The organism is Kitasatospora sp. NPDC001132, from assembly GCF_053598415.1.
In genome coordinates, this window is record NZ_JBSFKF010000019.1 from 69,487 (window position 1) to 87,185 (window position 17,699).

The window sequence follows — 17,699 nt, forward strand, 5'->3', positions numbered from 1 at the left end:
CGTCATCGTCGTTCATCTCCGTTCAAGGGAAACCACCATGTCCGAGAAGGACTACCTGCCCGGTGCCCAGGTGCCGGACGCGCGCGGCTACTTCGGCGCGTACGGCGGCCGCTTCATCCCCGAGGCGCTGGTCGCCGCGGTCGAGCAGGTCGCCGAGGAGTACGAGAAGGCCAAGGCCGACCCGGCCTTCGCCGCCGAGCTCGACGCGCTGCTCAAGGACTACACCGGGCGCCCGAGCCCGCTGACCGACGTGCGCCGCTTCTCCGCCGAGGCGGGCGGCGCGCGCATCCTGCTCAAGCGCGAGGACCTCAACCACACCGGCTCGCACAAGATCAACAACGTGCTGGGCCAGGCGCTGCTCACCAAGCGGATGGGCAAGACCCGGATCATCGCCGAGACCGGCGCCGGCCAGCACGGCGTGGCCACCGCGACCGCCTGCGCGCTGTTCGGCTTCGACTGCACCATCTACATGGGCGAGGTCGACACCGAGCGCCAGGCGCTCAACGTCGCCCGGATGCGGATGCTCGGCGCCGAGGTGGTGGCCGTCAAGTCCGGCAGCCGGACGCTCAAGGACGCCATCAACGAGGCGTTCCGGGACTGGGTCGCCAACGTCGACTCCACCCACTACCTGTTCGGCACCGTCGCCGGGCCGCACCCGTTCCCGATGATGGTCCGGGACTTCCACCGGATCATCGGGGTCGAGGCGCGGCAGCAGGTGCTCGACCGGACCGGCCGGCTGCCCGACGCGGTCGTGGCCTGCGTCGGAGGCGGCTCCAACGCGATGGGGATCTTCCACGAGTTCATCCCGGACGCCGGGGTGCGGCTGGTCGGCTTCGAGGCGGCGGGAGAGGGCGCCGAGACGCCCCGGCACGCGGCCACCCTCACCAAGGGCGACCCGGGGGTGCTGCACGGCTCCCGGACGTACGTCCTGCAGGACGAGGACGGGCAGACCATCGAGTCGCACTCGATCTCGGCGGGCCTGGACTACCCGGGCGTCGGCCCGGAGCACGCCTGGCTGAAGGACACCGGGCGGGCGGAGTACCGGCCGGTCACCGACGACGCCGCGATGCAGGCGCTGCGGCTGCTGTCCCGTACCGAGGGGATCATCCCGGCCATCGAGAGCGCCCACGCGCTCGCCGGGGCGCTGGAGTTGGGGCGCGAGCTCGGGCCGGAGGCGACCATCCTGGTCTCGCTGTCGGGACGCGGGGACAAGGACATGCACACCGCGGCCCAGTACTTCGGACTGTACGACGAGCAGGCCGGCGGTTCGGGCGACGCCTCCGCCGAGGGGGGTAAGTGACCATGACTTCCAAGCTGAGCACCAGCAAGCTGAGCGGCCGGCTGGCGGCCGCCAAGGCCGAGGACCGGGCCGCGCTGATCGGATACCTGCCGGCCGGCTTCCCGACCGTGGACGGCGGCATCCGGGCGATCAACGCGCTCATCGAGGGCGGCTGCGACGTGGTCGAGGTCGGGCTGCCGCACTCCGACCCGGTGCTGGACGGCGCGGTCATCCAGACCGCCGACGACATCGCCCTGCGGGGCGGCGTGCGGATCAAGGACGTGCTGCGGACCGTCCGGGAGGTCGCCGCGGCGCACCCCGAGGCCGCGGTGCTCGTGATGACGTACTGGAACCCGGTCGACCGCTACGGCGTGGCGCGCTTCGCGGCCGACCTGGCGGCCGCGGGCGGGGCCGGGTGCATCCTGCCGGACCTGCCGGTGGAGGAGTCCGAGGAGTGGCGCAAGGCGGCGGACGAGCATGGTCTTGACACCGTGTTCGTGGTCGCCCCCAGCAGCAAGGACGCCCGGCTGGCGGAGGTCACGGCGGCCGGCAGCGGCTTCGTGTACGCGGCCGCGGTGATGGGCGTGACCGGGACGCGGTCCGCCGTCGGGTCGATGGCCGAGGACCTGGTCGCCCGGACCAGGGCGACGACGGACCTGCCGGTCTGCGTCGGGCTCGGGGTCTCGGACGCGGTGCAGGCGGCGGAGGTCGCCCGGTTCGCGGACGGAGTGATCGTCGGGTCGGCGTTCGTCAAGCGGATCCTGGCCGCGGGCGAGGACGAGGCGGCCGCGCTGGACGCGGTGCGGGCCCTGGCCGGGGAGCTGGCCGAGGGCGTGCGCCGGCACTGACGCGCGGCAGGGACATCCGGCCGACGGCCCCCCACTCCACCGGGAGTTGGGGGGCCGTCGGCGTTCCACCCGGCATCGCCGATCCGCTGCGGGGCGCGGGCACGGGCGTGCGGCTCCGCTCCGCGCTCCCGGCCGGGCTCGCGGACCCGAACGGGTGAACAAGGGGTGGGGACACGCATCAGCCGGGGTTGACGGACGTTGAGAGGAGGGACGAGTGCACGAACGGTTTCGCGGTCGAGCGGAAGGGGTGAGCCGGTGCGGAGTCTCCAGCGGGCCGTCCTGCTGCGGGCGGCGACGGCCGTGTTGGTGCTCGGCGCCGCCGTCGGCGTGCACGCCCAGGTGGGGCACGTGCTGGCCAGACGGGGGGCCGAGCGGGCGGAGCGGGAGGCGGTGGCGTGCGCGGAGGCGGCCCGGCACCCCGAGCTGTTCGAGGCGGGGTGGTCGGCCGGGTGCCGTTGACGCACGGATGTTCGTCATATTCGGACAGAACGTCACTCGTCCGGCTTAATTCCTGAATGCGGAGGAACCACTCTTCATCCCCCGCGGTTCATCAGGGAGTGAACGAGCTTCCCGAGGGGGATTCCCTGATGACCGCGCAGCCCGAGGGCTCCGCGCCCGAGCCGACGGCGCGCCGGCCGGTGCCGGCCTGGAGCGAGTGGCTCGGCACGGTCGTCCGGCTCGGCCTCGCGGTGGTCTGGGGGTGGGCCGGGCTGGCGAAGGTCACCGATCCGGCGGAGGCCGCGCAGGCCGTCCGCGCCTACGAGATCCTCCCCGAAGGCCTGGTCAAGCCGATCGGCTACGGCCTGCCGTTCCTGGAGCTGGCACTGGCCGTGCTGCTGCTGGTGGGCCTCGGCGTCCGGCTGGTGGCCGGGATCTCCGCCGTGCTGCTGCTGGTCTTCATCGCCGGGATCGCCTCCGCCTGGGCGCGCGGCATCTCGATCGACTGCGGCTGCTTCGGCGGCGGCGGGCACGTCGACGAGTCCCAGACGAAGTACCTCCAGGAGATCCTGCGCGACACCGGGTTCCTGCTGATGGCCGGATGGCTGCTCTGGCGGCCCCGCACCCGGCTGTCGGTGGACGGCTGGCTGGCGAGCTGACCCCACCCGCCCCCCCACGACCCCGCCCGCCGCCACGACCCCGCCCTACATCCCGCACCCCGACGAAGGCCCCCGACCGTGGACGTCAACGCAATGAGCGAGAAGAACCGAGAAGGCAAGCGCACCGCCCGCGAGCGGATGCTGGAGCAGCGGGCGGCCGAGGAGGCCACCTCCAAGCGCAGGAAGAAGCTGATCGTCGGCGGTTCCGTGCTCGCGGTGATCGCCGCCGCCGTGATCACCGGCGTCGTGGTGCAGAACCAGCGCTCCAAGCCGGAGACGCCCACCGCCGCCCCGGCCGGGACGATCGGCGACAAGAACCTGGTCATCCCCGTCGGCGCCGCAGACGCGCCCTCCGTCCTCACGGTCTACGAGGACCCGCGCTGCCCCGCCTGCGGCACCTTCGAGCGCGAGTTCTCGTCCACCATCGACCAGATGGAGGACGCCGGGAAGATCTACACGAACTACCACATCGTGTCGTTCATCGACCGGGCCGTGGGCGGCAAGGGCTCCAGGACCGCCGCCAACGCGCTCGGCTGCGCCCAGGACGCCGGGCACTTCCGGGACTTCCACGACGTGCTGTACCGCAACCAGCCGGACGAGACCAACGACGCCTTCGGCGACAAGAACACGCTGCTCGGCCTCGCCAAGCAGGTCAACGGCCTGGACACGCCCGAGTTCCAGGCCTGCGTCAACGACAACAAGTTCGGCGGGTGGGTGTCCGCGGTGCAGCAGGACTTCGACAAGTCCAGCTTCAAGTCCACCCCGACGGTGCTGCTCAACGGCCAGCCGATCTACCCGAAGAACGGCAGCGAGGAGATCACCCCCGCCAACCTGGCGAAGTGGGTGGACGCCGCGAACCAGGGCAAGCAGCTGGGCACGCCGGGTTCGCACGGGCAGAGCCCGGCGCCGACCAGCGCCGCCTCGGAGGCCAACAACCCGTCGCCGACGCCCGGCTGAGCCCGTTCCACCGTGCCGCCCCCTTCCCGTCCGGAGGGGGCGGCGCCGTCCGTTGTTCGGTTTCTGTGACCCCAGGGGTGTCCGAGCGGGCCGCCGGACCCTGTAGCGTCGGAACTGCCATGGATATCGCCTACATTCCCAGCCCGTCGCGGGGCGTCCTGTACCTCGGACCGATCCCGCTGCGCGCCTACGCCTTCTGCATCATCCTCGGTGTCGTCGTCGCCGTCTGGCTCGGCAGCAAGCGCTGGGTCGCCCGGGGCGGTGCCAAGCACACCGTCGGCGACATCGCCGTGTGGGCCGTGCCGTTCGGCCTGGTCGGCGGCCGCCTGTACCACGTGATCACCGACGGCGGCCGACTGTACTTCGCCGAGGGGAAGAACCCCTGGGACGCCCTCAAGATCTGGGAGGGCGGCCTCGGCATCTGGGGCGCGGTCGCGCTGGGCGCGGTCGGCGCCTGGATCGGTGCCCGCCGCCGGGGCGTGCCGCTGCCCGCGTACGCCGACGCCATCGCGCCGGGCATCGCGCTCGCGCAGGCGCTGGGCCGCTGGGGCAACTACTTCAACCAGGAGCTGTACGGCCGGTCGACCACCCTGCCGTGGGGCCTGGAGATCGACAAGACGCTGGCGAACGGCGAGGTCGTGAAGGGCGTCTACCACCCGACCTTCCTGTACGAGTCGCTGTGGTGCGTCGGTGTCGCGCTGCTGGTGATCTGGGCGGACCGCCGCTTCACGCTGGGCCACGGCCGGGCGTTCGCACTGTACGTGGCCGCGTACACGGTGGGCCGGTTCTGGATCGAGTGGCTGCGGATCGACGACGCCCACGTCTACTTCGGCCTGCGGCTGAACGACTGGGTGTCCATCGCGGTGTTCGCGGGTGCGGTGGCGTACTCCGTGATCGTGGGCCGGACGCGGCCCGGGCGGGAGGACCCGGCGAGCATCGACCCGGCCGCGCACCTGGCGGAGGACGCCGAGCCCGCCGACAAGGGCGGGAAGGGCGCCGGGGAGAAGGCCGACGGGAAGGCTGTGGACAAGGCCGACGGGAAGCCGGTGCTGCGCGAGCCGGCCGGGCCCGTGGATGGGGAACCGGCCGCCGGGACGGCCGGCAAGGACGCCAAGAACCCGATCTGACCAGGGGTTTCCCCCGCCTGAGGCCACCCTTCGCGAACGCCGCGAAGGGTGGCCTCAGTGGTGTTCGGGCAGCCTTACTTTGCTGGAAATGCCCAGGTCAGGCGGGCTACGGTCAAGGCCGAGGAACGACGACCGAGGGGAAGAACGATGAGTGCGACCGCTGTGGAGGCCGACGCCGGGCACCAGCCGCGGATACCCGCGGCCGACCACCACCGGGACGTCAACGGCGGCTGGCTGCGGCCGGCCGTGTTCGGCGCGGTGGACGGACTGGTGTCCAACTTCGCGCTGATGACCGGGGTGGTCGGCGGTGCGGCGTCCAACGGGACGGTGATCCTGACCGGACTGGCGGGCCTGGCGGCCGGTGCCTGCTCGATGGCGGCGGGGGAGTACACCTCGGTGGCCTCGCAGCGGGAGCTGGTGCAGGCCGAGATCGAGGTCGAGCGGCTGGAGCTGAGCCGCAACCCGCACGGCGAGCTGGCCGAGCTGGCCCAGCTGTACGTCTCGCGCGGGGTGGACCCCGAGCTGGCCCACGAGGTGGCCCGGCAGCTGTCCGCGGACCCGGAGCTGGCCCTGGAGGTGCACGCCCGCGAGGAGCTGGGCGTCGACCCGACCGACCTGCCCTCGCCGCTGGTGGCGGCCGGCTCGTCGTTCCTGTGCTTCGCGCTCGGCGCGCTGCTGCCGCTGCTGCCGTACCTGCTGGGGGCGACCACGCTGCTGCCCGCCCTGCTGCTGGCGGGGGCCGGGCTGTTCCTGTGCGGCGCGGTGGTGGCCCGGGTGACGGCCCGCAGCTGGTGGTTCAGCGGGCTGCGGCAGCTGGTGCTGGGCGGCGCGGCCGCCGGGGTGACCTACCTGCTCGGGTGGCTGATCGGCGGCCACGTGGGCTGAGCGCGGCAGTGCATGACTATGCTGACGAGTGCGTGACGTTTCACACATGAGCGCCGAGTGGCGCCTGGCAGTGTCTCATCATTCGGGCCCCCGAGCCGCGGATTCGCATCCGCGGACGGGCTCCCGGAATGGAATCCCAGGCACCCGTGATCGGCTTCCGTGGCGGGCCGGTTTCGCCCCTGTTTCAGGCCGTGGACGGTTGGGCACAATCGTCGGGACGTGCACTGTGGCGCGTCCTCTCACACACCCCTGACCTGCGCGTCGTCCCGCCATCTGGACGGGATATTTCCGCTTCTCGGGATCACGGGCATCATGTAACTTGCACGACACCGCACCATCGCATCAGGGCCAACGTCGTCCCTACTTGCACCAACTTGCCGAAAGACGACGACGGGAGAGCCGATGCTGTCTGCATCCATGCACTCCGCCAACGAGCCCCAGGCCGGCACCGCCCGCCGGCCCTACGCGCTCGTGCCGGATGCGCGACCTGCTGCTCAGGGCCTGTACGACCCGCGGAACGAGCACGACGCCTGTGGCGTCGGTTTCGTCGCCACGCTGACCGGCATCGCCGACCACACCATCGTCGAGCAGGCGCTGAACGTCCTGCGCAACCTGGAGCACCGCGGCGCCACCGGCGCCGAGCCCGACTCCGGTGACGGTGCGGGCATCCTGACCCAGGTCCCGGACGCCTTCCTGCGCGGGAAGGTCGACTTCGAACTCCCGGCCGCCGGCGCCTACGCCGTCGGCATCGCCTTCCTGCCGGACGAGGACGCCGCCGACGCCGCCGCCGTCGCGCAGGTCGAGGCCATCGCGGCCGAGGAGGACCTGACCGTCCTCGGCTGGCGCGACGTCCCCGTCACCCCCGACCTGCTCGGCGCCACCGCACGCGGCGTGATGCCGCGCTTCCGGCAGCTCTTCCTGGCGAAGGACGGCCTGGCCGGCATCGAGCTGGACCGGATCGCCTTCGTGGTCCGCAAGCGCGCCGAGCGCGAAGCCGGGCTGTACTTCCCGTCGCTGTCCGCGCGCACCATCGTCTACAAGGGCATGCTGACCACCGGCCAGCTCGAACCCTTCTTCCCCGACCTGTCGGACCGCACCTACGCCTCCGCGATCGGCCTGGTGCACTCCCGGTTCTCCACCAACACCTTCCCGAGCTGGCCGCTGGCCCACCCGTACCGCTTCGTCGCGCACAACGGAGAGATCAACACCGTCAAGGGCAACCGCAACTGGATGCGCGCCCGGGAGTCCCAGCTCGCCACCGACCTCATCCCCGCCAACAAGAACGGGCAGGGTCTGGAGCGGATCTTCCCGATCTGCACCCCCGAGCACTCCGACTCCGCCTCCTTCGACGAGGTCCTGGAACTGCTCCACCTCGGCGGCCGCTCGCTGCCGCACGCGGTGCTGATGATGATCCCGGAGGCGTGGGAGAACCACGCCACCATGAGCCCCGCCCGCCGCGCCTTCTACCAGTACCACTCCAACCTGATGGAGCCCTGGGACGGCCCGGCCTGCGTCACCTTCACCGACGGCACCCGGATCGGCGCCGTGCTCGACCGCAACGGCCTGCGCCCCGCCCGGTACTGGATCACCGAGGACGGCCTGGTCGTCCTCTCCTCCGAGGTCGGCGTGCTCGACATCGACCAGGAGAAGGTCGCCAAGAAGGGCCGCCTCCAGCCCGGCCGGATGTTCCTGGTGGACACCGTCGAGGGCCGCATCGTCGAGGACGAGGAGATCAAGTCCGCCCTCGCCGCCGAGCACCCCTACGAGGAGTGGGTCGAAGGCGGACAGATCCAGCTCGCCAAGCTCCCCGAGCGCGAGCACATCGCCCACACCCACGCCTCCGTCACCCGCCGCCAGCAGACCTTCGGCTACACCGAGGAGGAACTGCGCGTCATCCTCGCCCCGATGGCGCGCACCGGTGCCGAGGCGCTCGGCTCGATGGGCACCGACTCGCCCATCGCCGCGCTCAGCGAGAAGCCGCGACTGCTGTTCGACTACTTCGTGCAGCTCTTCGCGCAGGTCACCAACCCGCCGCTGGACGCCATCCGCGAGGAACTCGTCACCTCGCTGCTCTCCAACCTCGGCCCCGAGGGCAACCTGCTGGCCGCCGAGGCCGCGTCCTGCCGCTCGGTCGGCATCACCTTCCCGGTGATCGACAACGACGAGCTGGCCAAGCTGGTCCACATCAACGCCGACGGCGACCAGCCCGGCCTCAAGGCCGTCACGCTGTCCGGCCTCTACAAGGTCACCACCGGCGGCGAGGGCCTCGCCGCGCGGCTGGCCGAGATCGCCGCCGAGGCCGACGCGGCGATCGCCGACGGCGCCCGGATCATCGTGCTCTCCGACCGGCACTCCGACGCCGAGCACGCCCCGATCCCCTCCCTGCTGCTCACCTCGGCCGTCCACCACCACCTGATCCGCACCAAGCAGCGCACCCAGGTGTCCCTGCTCGTCGAGGCCGGCGACGTCCGCGAGGTGCACCACGTCGCCCTGCTGATCGGCTACGGCGCCGGGGCGGTCAACCCGTACCTGGCGATGGAGACCGTCGAGGACCTCGTCGCCCAGGGCGTCTTCATCCAGGGCCTCGAAGCCGAGAAGGCCATCAGGAACCTGATCAAGGCACTCGGCAAGGGCGTCCTCAAGGTCATGTCCAAGATGGGCATCTCGACCGTCGCCTCCTACCGCGGCGCCCAGGTCTTCGAGGCCATCGGCCTCGCCCAGGACCTCGTCGACGGCTACTTCGCCGGCACCACCACCAAGCTCGGCGGCATCGGCCTGGAGGAGATCGCCCGCGAGACCGCCGCCCGGCACGCCAAGGCGTACCCGGCCTCCGGCATCCCGGCCGCGCACCGCGCCCTGGAGATCGGCGGCGAGTACCAGTGGCGCCGCGAGGGCGAACCGCACCTGTTCGACCCGGACACCGTCTTCCGTCTCCAGCACGCCACCCGCAACCGCCGGTACGACATCTTCAAGCAGTACACGGACCGGGTGAACGAGCAGTCCGAGCGGCTGATGACCCTGCGCGGCCTGTTCCGACTGGACGGCCTCGACCGGGAGCCGATCCCGGTCGAGGAGGTCGAGCCCGTCTCCGAGATCGTCAAGCGCTTCTCCACCGGCGCCATGTCCTACGGCTCGATCTCGCGCGAGGCCCACGAGACCCTGGCCATCGCGATGAACCGCCTCGGCGGCAAGTCCAACACCGGCGAGGGCGGCGAGGACCCGGACCGCCTGTACGACCCGGAGCGCCGCTCCGCGATCAAGCAGGTCGCCTCCGGCCGCTTCGGCGTCACCTCCGAGTACCTGGTCAACGCCGACGACATCCAGATCAAGATGGCCCAGGGCGCCAAGCCCGGCGAGGGCGGCCAGCTGCCCGGCCACAAGGTCTACCCGTGGGTCGCCAGGACCAGGCACTCCACCCCCGGCGTCGGCCTGATCTCCCCGCCCCCGCACCACGACATCTACTCGATCGAGGACCTCGCCCAGCTGATCCACGACCTCAAGAACGCCAACCCGGCGGCCCGCATCCACGTGAAGCTGGTCTCCGAAGTCGGCGTCGGCACGGTCGCGGCGGGCGTCTCCAAGGCCCACGCCGACGTGGTCCTGGTCTCCGGACACGACGGCGGCACCGGCGCCTCGCCGCTCACCTCGCTCAAGCACGCCGGCGGCCCCTGGGAACTCGGACTCGCCGAGACCCAGCAGACCCTGCTGCTCAACGGGCTGCGCGACCGCATCGTCGTCCAGACCGACGGCCAGCTGAAGACCGGCCGCGACGTCGTGATCGCCGCGCTGCTCGGCGCCGAGGAGTTCGGCTTCGCGACCGCCCCGCTGGTCGTCTCCGGCTGCATCATGATGCGCGTCTGCCACCTGGACACCTGCCCGGTCGGCGTCGCCACCCAGAACCCGGTGCTGCGCGAACGGTTCTCCGGCAAGCCCGAGTTCGTCGTCAACTTCTTCGAGTTCATCGCCGAGGAGGTCCGGGAGATCCTGGCCTCGCTGGGCCTGCGCTCGATCGAGGAGGCCGTCGGCCACGCCGAGCACATCGACGCCCGGGCCGCGATCGACCACTGGAAGGCCGCCGGGCTCGACCTCGCCCCGCTGTTCCACGTGCCGGAGCTGCCCGAAGGGGCCGCCCGCCACCGCACCACCGCCCAGGACCACGCGCTCGACAAGGCCCTGGACAACCAGCTCATCGAGCTCGCCCAGGACGCCCTGGAGCGCGGCGAGACCGTCCGCATCGAGCTGCCGATCCGCAACGTCAACCGCACCGTCGGCACCATGCTCGGCCACGAGGTCACCAAGCGGTACCGCGGCGAGGGCCTGCCGGAGGGGACCATCGACGTCACCTTCACCGGTTCCGCCGGGCAGTCCTTCGGCGCGTTCCTGCCGCGCGGCGTGACCCTGCGACTGGAGGGCGACGCCAACGACTACGTCGGCAAGGGCCTCTCCGGCGGCGTCATCGTCGTCCGCCCGGCCCGCGAGGCGGCCGCCATCGGCAACGACGCGCAGAACCACGTCATCGCCGGCAACACCATCGGCTACGGCGCCACCTCCGGCCGCGTCCACCTGCGCGGCAAGGCCGGTGAGCGCTTCGCCGTCCGCAACTCCGGGGCCACCCTCGTCGTCGAGGGCGTGGGCGACCACGGCCTGGAGTACATGACCGGCGGCCGGGTCGTCGTCCTCGGCGAGACCGGACGCAACCTCGCGGCGGGCATGTCCGGCGGCATCGCGTACGTCCTGGACCTGCGCCCCGCCAATGTCAACGACGGCATGGTGGGCATCGAGGCCCCCACCGCCGCCGACCGCGACTGGCTGCGCGAGACCGTGCAGCAGCACTACGAGGAGACCGGCTCCACCGTCGCCGCCGAGCTCCTGGCGGACTGGGGCAGCGGGGTCTCCCGCTTCTCCAAGATCATGCCGACCGACTACAAGGCAGTGCTCGCCGCCAAGGACGCCGCTGAGCGCGACGGCCTCTCCGAGGCCGAGACCACCGCGAAGATGATGGAGGCGGCTAATGGCTGACCCCAAGGGCTTCCTGACCACGCCCAAGCAGCTGGCGGAGCGCCGCCCGGTCGACGTCCGGATCAAGGACTGGAACGAGGTCTACGTCGAACGCAGCCTCCTGCCGATCATCACCAAGCAGGCCGGCCGCTGCATGGACTGCGGCATCCCCTTCTGCCACAACGGCTGCCCGCTCGGCAACCTCATCCCCGAGTGGAACGACCTCGCCTACCGGGACGACTTCGTCGGCGCCATCGAGCGGCTCCACGCCACCAACAACTTCCCGGAGTTCACCGGCCGCCTCTGCCCGGCCCCGTGCGAGTCCGCGTGCGTCCTCGGCATCAACCAGGACGCGGTGACCATCAAGAACGTCGAGGTCACCATCATCGACAAGGCCTGGGACCGCGGCGGGGTCACCCCGCAGGTGCCCGAGCGGCTCTCCGGCAAGACCGTCGCCGTCGTGGGCTCGGGACCGGCCGGCCTCGCCGCCGCCCAGCAGCTCACCCGGGCCGGGCACACCGTCGTCGTGTACGAGCGCGCCGACCGGATCGGCGGGCTGCTGCGCTACGGCATCCCCGAGTTCAAGATGGAGAAGCGCCACATCAACCGCCGCATCGAGCAGATGCGGGCCGAGGGCACCCGGTTCCGCACCGGCGTCCACGTCGGCGAGGACATCACCGGACAGCAGCTGCGCGAGCGCTTCGACGCCGTGGTCGTCGCGGCCGGCGCCACCACCGCCCGCGACCTGCCGGTGCCCGGACGCGAGCTCAAGGGCGTCCACCAGGCCATGGAGTACCTGCCGCTGGCCAACAAGGTGCAGGAAGGCGACTTCGTGGAGTCGCCGATCAGCGCCAAGGGCAAGCACGTCGTCGTGATCGGCGGCGGCGACACCGGCGCGGACTGCGTCGGCACCGCGCACCGGCAGGGGGCGGCCTCCGTCACCCAGCTGGAGATCATGCCCCGGCCCGGTGAGGAACGGCCCGGGCACCAGCCGTGGCCGACCATGCCGATGACGTACAAGGTCACCTCCGCCCACGAGGAGGGCGGCGAGCGGGTCTACTCCGTCAACACCACCCGCTTCACCGGCGACCAGGACGGCAACGTCCAGGAACTGCACCTCGTCGAGGTGGAGTTCAAGGACGGCCGGTTCGAGCCGGTGCCCGGCACCGAGCGGGCCATCCCCGCGCAGCTCGTCACCCTGGCCATGGGCTTCACCGGGACGGACGTGCGCAACGGACTGGTCGAGCAGCTGGGAGCGGACCTCGACGCGCGCGGTAACATTGCCCGTGATGGCCGGTTCGCCACCAATGTCGATGGCGTGTACGTCTGCGGAGACGCCGGCCGTGGCCAGTCGCTGATCGTCTGGGCCATCGCGGAAGGCCGTTCGGCCGCAGCCGCGGTGGACAGGTACCTGGGCGGCAAGACCCCGCTTCCCGCCCCCATCCGGCCCACCGACCGCCCCCTGGTGGTCTGACGGACGGACGGTCTCCGACCGGCCCCCACCGAACGCCCGGCGCCGCATCGCCGGGAGCTCAACCCGCTGCCCCCGCCAGTGTCGCCGGGCCAACGCGGTCTCCTGGCGCCTGCCCTCTTCCCCGACCAGTTGGAGGGCGGGCGCCGTCGCGTTCTCCGCAGGACCCGACCCCGCAACCGCGACGACCCCCGGACACCCGGGGCCCGTCTCCCGGATCCCGACCGGAGCCGACCGCAACCCCCACGGTTCGCAAGGCAGCGGACTGTTGTTCGTCGGTGCCAGGTGGCAGACTGCGGCCGACGGCCGGGGGGCTGGGCGAGTGCGGAGGACGACTTCGATGGGCACGACTCAGGCAGGCGGGGGCGCCACCGTACGGCGTCTGCAGCTCGGCACCCAGCTGCGCAAGCTCCGCGAGGCCAGAGGCGTCAGCAGGGAGGAAGCCGGATACTCGATCCGGGCCTCCGAATCCAAGATCAGCCGGATGGAACTCGGCCGGGTCGGCTTCAAGGAACGGGACGTCGCCGACCTGCTGACCCTCTACGGAGTCGAGGCCGAACAGGAACGCGCCACCGTCCTCGGCCTGCTGCGCGAAGCCAACGCCAGCTCCTGGTGGCACGAGTACGGAGACGTGCTGCCCGGCTGGTTCCAGAACTACCTGGGCCTGGAGGAGGCCGCGGCCGAGATCCGCAGCTACGAGGTCCAGTTCGTCCACGGGCTGCTCCAGACCGCCGACTACGCCCGCGCCGTGGTCACCGCCGGCTGCCACGCCAACGGGCCGGAGGAGATCGAGCGCCGCGTCGACGTACGGCTCAAGCGGCAGGCGGTCCTGACCGGCGAGCGGGCACCGCACCTGGTCGCCGTCCTGGACGAGGCCGCGCTGCGCCGACCCTGGGGCGGACCGGAGCTGATGCGGGGCCAGCTGGACCGGCTGCTGGAGGCCGGCGAACTGCCCAACGTCCGGATCCAGGTGCTGCCGCTGGGCAACGCCGGACTGAGCGCGGAGAGCGGCGCCTTCACCGTCCTGGGCTTCTCCGAGGCCGAGTTGGCGGACGTGGTGTACCTGGAACAGTTCACCACCGCGCTCTACCTCGACAAGCCCGGCGAGGTGGCCGAGTACCGCAAGGCGATGGACGACCTGCTCGCCGACAGCCTGAGCCCGGAGCGGACCCGCGACCTGCTGCACGCGGTGCGCCAAGAGCTCTGATCCGTCAGTACGATGATTTTCCATCAGGTCGGTGCATGAGAGGGAACAGATGTCGTACTTCTCCGAGTTGGCGCTGCAGTACATCGATGGCGAGTGGCGCAGCGGCAGCGGCTCCTGGGACATCGTCGACGTCGATCCCTACACCGGTGACAAGCTCGCCACCATCACCGTCGCCACCGTCGCCGAGGTCGACCAGGCCTACCGCGCCGCCGAGCGCGCCCAGAAGGCGTGGGCCGCCGCCAACCCGTACCAGCGGCGGCTGGTCTTCGAGCGCGCGCTGCGGCTGCTGGAGGAGTGCGAGCCGGAGATCGTCCAGGCGATCATGCTCGAACTCGGCGGCACCGCGCTGAAGGCGGGCTTCGAGCTGTCGCTGGTCAAGGACGTGCTGCGGGAGTGCCTGCACCTGTCGGTGGCCGCCGAGGGCCGGCTGCTGGCCTCGCCCGCCCACGGCCGGGAGAACCGGCTCTACCGGCTGCCGGTCGGCGTCGTCGGCGTGATCAGCCCGTTCAACTTCCCGCTGTTCCTGGCGCTCAAGGCCGTCGCCCCGGCGCTCGCGCTCGGCAACGGCGTCGTCCTCAAGCCGCACCAGGAGACCCCGGTGGTCGGCGGCGGGCTGATCGCCAAGCTCTTCGAGGACGCGGGGCTGCCGCCCGGCCTGCTGAACGTGGTGGTCACCGACATCGCCGAGATCGGCGACAGCTTCCTGGAACACCCGGTGCCCAAGGTGATCTCCTTCACCGGCTCCGACAAGGTCGGCCGGCACGTCGCCACCGTCGCCGCCGCGCACTTCAAGCGGACGGTCCTGGAGCTCGGCGGCAACAGCGCGCTGATCGTGCTGGACGACGCCGACGTGGACCACGCCGTGGACGCCGCCGTGTTCAGCCGCTTCGTCCACCAGGGGCAGGTCTGCATGGCCGCCAACCGGGTGCTGGTGGACCGGAGCGTCGAGGCCGAGTTCACCGAGAAGTTCGTCGCCAAGGTCGCCTCGCTCACCGTCGGCGACCCCAAGGACCCGGCCACCCACATCGGCCCGCTGATCAACCCCGTCCAGGCCGACAACCTCCTCGCCAAGGTCGACCAGGCGGTCGCGGCCGGCGCCACCGCGCTGCTGCGCGGCGGCACGGTCGGCAGCCTGATGTCGCCGACGGTACTCACCGGCCTGGCGCAGGACGCGCCGATCCTGCGCAACGAACTCTTCGGCCCGGTCGTGCTGCTGGTGCCCTTCGACGGTGAGGACGAGGCCGTGCGGCTCGCCAACGACACCCCGTTCGGGCTCAGCGGCGCGGTGCACACCGCGAACGTCGAGCGCGGCGTGCGGCTCGCCCAGCGGATCGAGACCGGCATGATCCACGTCAACGGCGGCACCATCGCCGACGAGCCGGGCGTGCCCTTCGGCGGCGAGAAGCACTCCGGCGTCGGCCGCCTCAACGGCGAGTCCACGGTGGACGCCTTCACCACCGTGAAGTGGATCTCCGTCCAGCACGAGCGCGCGGTCTTCCCGTTCTGACCACGGGCCGCCGAACGGTCAGGGCCTCCTGGCGGCAGCCGCCAGGAGGCCCTCACTGCTTGACCGTTCAGACCCCGTAGCGGAGCAGGGTAGGTCAGGTCCGGGTTGCGCAGCTTGCCGACGTTCGGGGAGGCGAGGTCGGTGTTGCGCTGGGCATCATGCCGGCGGGTTCGTGTGCCTCGAACTGCCTGCGGATGAGCAGCAGGTTGCGTTGGTGGATCGCCGACGGACCGGCCGTCATGATGATCTCGTCACCGGAGATCTCGATCTTCCAACCGGCCGGAGGCGTGAGGCTCTGCGCGTGGGCCAGCGGCCGCGCGTGGCGCTCCGGGGTCTGGAACTCGCTCATGGCGCCATTCTTCCACCGGACGGGTCGGAAGGCCGTCGCCTGCGGGGCGACGGCCTTCCGGTGGGGTGCGGGTCAGAAGACCGGCTGGCCGGCGCGGACCAGGCGCCAGGAGTCGGTGAAGAAGTCCGCGGGGTCGATGGTGCCCTTGGCCTTCACCCAGGCGATCATGGTGTTGCGGATCTCGTCGGAGTTCGACCAGACCACCTTGGCCTTGGCGACGTGCGGGAAGTTGCCGCCGCCGTTGGCACGGTAGTTGTTGACGGCGAGGACGAACTCGGCGGCCGGGTCGATCGGCTTGCCCTGGAAGGACAGGTTGACGATCCGCTGGCCCTTCGGCTGGGCGATGTCGATGTCGTAGCTCAGGCCGTAGACCGAGTCGTAGTTGTAGTCCGGGGTGGCCTCGGCACCGGTCAGCTTGTCCTTGTCGACCGGGGCGCCCGGGGCGAGCTGGTTGTAGTACTTGACCGAGTACTCGAGGTAGTCCTTGAGCTGGGCGCCCGTCATGATGCGGGCCTCCAGGGTGTTCTCGTAGATGTAGAGGCCCGCGGCGTCGCGCAGCTTGACCTGACCGGACGGGATCAGGGCGGTGCGGTTGAACGGGGCGGCCTGGGCGAGCACCGGGAGGTTGGCGTACTGCCCGCCCGCCAGCGCGGCCTTGACGGCGTCGGCCTGGACCCGGCCGATCAGGTCGATGATCGGGGTGGCCTTGAAGGGTGCCTCGGCGATCGAGAGCGCGATCTTGCTGGTGCCGATGTTCTGGTTGACGTACGCGACGACCTTCTTGTGCTGCTCGGCGATCGCGTTGGTGATCTCCGGGTTCTCCGGCACCGTGTTGGAGTTCAGCAGCCGGGAGGAGACCGAGGTGACCTTCCAGGCACCGGCCGCGAACTCGACCTCGAAGTCGAAGCAGGTCAGCCGCTGGCCGTAGCAGAGCGGCTCGGAGAGCACGACCGTCCGGCCGGTCTTCTTGTTGACGACCAGGCGCTGCGCGACCTCCTTGTGGGCGTGGCCCACCAGCACCGCGTCGATGTCGGGGACGGTCTCCGCCAGGGCCACCGAGACGTTCTCGGCCCACGGCAGCTGGTCGCCCCAGGTGGTCGCCTCGTCGCAGCCCGAGTGCGCCGAGACCACGATGACGTCCGCGCCCGCGGCCTTCATCTTCGGCACCCAGGTGGCGGCGGTCTCGACGATGCCGGGGAAGACCATCTTGCCGCTGACGTTGGCCTTGTCCCAGATCGCGATGCCCGGGTTGGTGAGGCCGAGGATGCCGACCCGCACCGGACGGCCGCCGCCCAGGCGCAGCTCCTTGATCACGTACGGCTTGAAGGCCGGCTTCTCGTTCTTGGCGTTCAGCGCGTTGGCGCCCAGCAGCGGGAACTCCAGCTGGTCCTGGTAGGCCTTCAGGAGCGGGATGCCGTAGTTGAACTCGTGGTTGCCGAGCGCGGCGGCGTCGTACTCCATGAGGTTCATGGCGACGGCCATCGGGTGGTCCGGCACGGTGTTCGCCTCGGTGTCGATCGACTCGATCCGGGCGTAGTAGTAGGACAGCTGGGTGCCCTGGATGGTGTCACCGGAGTCGATCAGCAGGCAGCGGTCCCAGCCCTTCTCCTCGCGCACCTGGTTGGCCAGGGTGGAGATCTTGGCGAGGCCGACCGCGTTGTGGCCCTTGTCGGTGTACTCGGCGTCGGTGAAGTAGTCCCAGTTGAGCACCCGGCCGTGCAGGTCGGTGGTGCCCATCACGGTGAAGGCCTGCTTGTGCGGCTGGGGCCGGCCCTTGGCGGCCGCCGTGTCCGGCTGGGCGGCCGCGGCGGAGGGGGCGGCGGCCAGGGCGGCACCGCCGGCCAGGGCGGCGCCGGCGGCGGTGGCGGCGGACCGGGTGACGAAGTCACGGCGGTTCAGGGGCATGGACGACTCTCCCGAGTGGGACCGACGGCGGATGGGCCGTCAACTGGCATTCGTTGACAGGTGTGCGTG

Annotated in this window: 13 protein-coding genes; 11 read left to right on the plus strand and 2 right to left on the minus strand. The window is 71.2% G+C overall.

Annotation, left to right across the window (positions count from 1 at the left end; genetic code table 11):
• Positions 1-37 precede the first annotated feature (37 nt).
• The 11 genes from trpB to ACWDBE_RS24100 all read left to right on the plus strand — a co-directional run bounded on the left by trpB (position 38) and on the right by ACWDBE_RS24100 (position 15,376).
• On the plus strand, positions 38-1,300 hold the full coding sequence (trpB, locus tag ACWDBE_RS24050) for a tryptophan synthase subunit beta (RefSeq protein WP_449809008.1): 1,263 nt from the start codon (positions 38-40) through the stop codon (positions 1,298-1,300).
• A 2-nt stretch (positions 1,301-1,302) separates the two neighbouring features.
• Complete coding sequence (gene trpA / locus ACWDBE_RS24055; protein ID WP_449809009.1) at positions 1,303-2,127, plus strand: tryptophan synthase subunit alpha; 825 nt, start codon at positions 1,303-1,305, stop codon at positions 2,125-2,127.
• A gap of 255 nt (positions 2,128-2,382) precedes the next feature.
• Positions 2,383-2,586 (plus strand): hypothetical protein, encoded by a 204-nt coding sequence (locus ACWDBE_RS24060; RefSeq protein WP_449789798.1) that lies wholly within the window; start codon positions 2,383-2,385, stop codon positions 2,584-2,586.
• Positions 2,587-2,714: 128 nt separating this feature from the next.
• Positions 2,715-3,224: a MauE/DoxX family redox-associated membrane protein gene (locus ACWDBE_RS24065; protein ID WP_449809010.1), complete on the plus strand. Its 510-nt coding sequence runs from the start codon at positions 2,715-2,717 to the stop codon at positions 3,222-3,224.
• A gap of 93 nt (positions 3,225-3,317) precedes the next feature.
• Positions 3,318-4,181, plus strand: coding sequence for a DsbA family protein (locus ACWDBE_RS24070; protein WP_449789796.1), 864 nt, complete (start codon positions 3,318-3,320; stop codon positions 4,179-4,181).
• A 119-nt stretch (positions 4,182-4,300) separates the two neighbouring features.
• Positions 4,301-5,308 carry a prolipoprotein diacylglyceryl transferase gene (gene lgt / locus ACWDBE_RS24075; protein ID WP_449809011.1) on the plus strand — a complete coding sequence of 336 codons (1,008 nt, stop codon included), beginning with the start codon at positions 4,301-4,303 and terminating at the stop codon, positions 5,306-5,308.
• A 147-nt stretch (positions 5,309-5,455) separates the two neighbouring features.
• A complete protein-coding gene (locus ACWDBE_RS24080) occupies positions 5,456-6,193 on the plus strand; it encodes a VIT1/CCC1 transporter family protein (protein ID WP_449789794.1) in 738 nt (245 codons plus the stop codon).
• 417 nt (positions 6,194-6,610) lie between these two features.
• Positions 6,611-11,212: a glutamate synthase large subunit gene (gltB, locus tag ACWDBE_RS24085; RefSeq protein WP_449789855.1), complete on the plus strand. Its 4,602-nt coding sequence runs from the start codon at positions 6,611-6,613 to the stop codon at positions 11,210-11,212.
• A complete protein-coding gene (locus tag ACWDBE_RS24090; protein WP_449789793.1) occupies positions 11,205-12,665 on the plus strand; it encodes a glutamate synthase subunit beta in 1,461 nt (486 codons plus the stop codon). Before gltB ends, ACWDBE_RS24090 begins: the two co-directional genes overlap by 8 nt.
• Before the next feature lie 337 nt (positions 12,666-13,002).
• Positions 13,003-13,869, plus strand: coding sequence for a helix-turn-helix domain-containing protein (locus tag ACWDBE_RS24095; protein WP_449789792.1), 867 nt, complete (start codon positions 13,003-13,005; stop codon positions 13,867-13,869).
• A 49-nt stretch (positions 13,870-13,918) separates the two neighbouring features.
• Positions 13,919-15,376, plus strand: a complete 1,458-nt coding sequence (locus ACWDBE_RS24100; protein WP_449809033.1) for an aldehyde dehydrogenase family protein — start codon at positions 13,919-13,921, stop codon at positions 15,374-15,376.
• A 94-nt stretch (positions 15,377-15,470) separates the two neighbouring features.
• On the opposite strand, the gene ACWDBE_RS24105 is transcribed toward ACWDBE_RS24100, so the two are convergent.
• Positions 15,471-15,725, minus strand: coding sequence for a hypothetical protein (locus tag ACWDBE_RS24105; protein WP_449809012.1), 255 nt, complete (start codon positions 15,723-15,725; stop codon positions 15,471-15,473).
• Between the two features lie 72 nt (positions 15,726-15,797).
• Entirely contained in the window at positions 15,798-17,630 is a 1,833-nt protein-coding gene (locus ACWDBE_RS24110) for a bifunctional metallophosphatase/5'-nucleotidase (protein ID WP_449789790.1), read from the minus strand.
• Positions 17,631-17,699 lie beyond the last annotated feature (69 nt).

Bases quoted from the DNA above. Each gene is read 5' to 3' on its own strand.
- trpB (WP_449809008.1), top strand. From the start codon at position 38: ATGTCCGAGAAGGACTACCTGCCCGGTGCCCAGGTGCCGGACGCGCGC.
- trpA (WP_449809009.1), top strand. From the start codon at position 1,303: ATGACTTCCAAGCTGAGCACCAGCAAGCTGAGCGGCCGGCTGGCGGCC.
- ACWDBE_RS24065 (WP_449809010.1), top strand. From the start codon at position 2,715: ATGACCGCGCAGCCCGAGGGCTCCGCGCCCGAGCCGACGGCGCGCCGG.
- ACWDBE_RS24070 (WP_449789796.1), top strand. From the start codon at position 3,318: ATGAGCGAGAAGAACCGAGAAGGCAAGCGCACCGCCCGCGAGCGGATG.
- lgt (WP_449809011.1), top strand. From the start codon at position 4,301: ATGGATATCGCCTACATTCCCAGCCCGTCGCGGGGCGTCCTGTACCTC.
- ACWDBE_RS24080 (WP_449789794.1), top strand. From the start codon at position 5,456: ATGAGTGCGACCGCTGTGGAGGCCGACGCCGGGCACCAGCCGCGGATA.
- gltB (WP_449789855.1), top strand. From the start codon at position 6,611: ATGCACTCCGCCAACGAGCCCCAGGCCGGCACCGCCCGCCGGCCCTAC.
- ACWDBE_RS24090 (WP_449789793.1), top strand. From the start codon at position 11,205: ATGGCTGACCCCAAGGGCTTCCTGACCACGCCCAAGCAGCTGGCGGAG.
- ACWDBE_RS24095 (WP_449789792.1), top strand. From the start codon at position 13,003: ATGGGCACGACTCAGGCAGGCGGGGGCGCCACCGTACGGCGTCTGCAG.
- ACWDBE_RS24100 (WP_449809033.1), top strand. From the start codon at position 13,919: ATGTCGTACTTCTCCGAGTTGGCGCTGCAGTACATCGATGGCGAGTGG.
- ACWDBE_RS24105 (WP_449809012.1), bottom strand. From the start codon at position 15,725: ATGAGCGAGTTCCAGACCCCGGAGCGCCACGCGCGGCCGCTGGCCCAC.
- ACWDBE_RS24110 (WP_449789790.1), bottom strand. From the start codon at position 17,630: ATGCCCCTGAACCGCCGTGACTTCGTCACCCGGTCCGCCGCCACCGCC.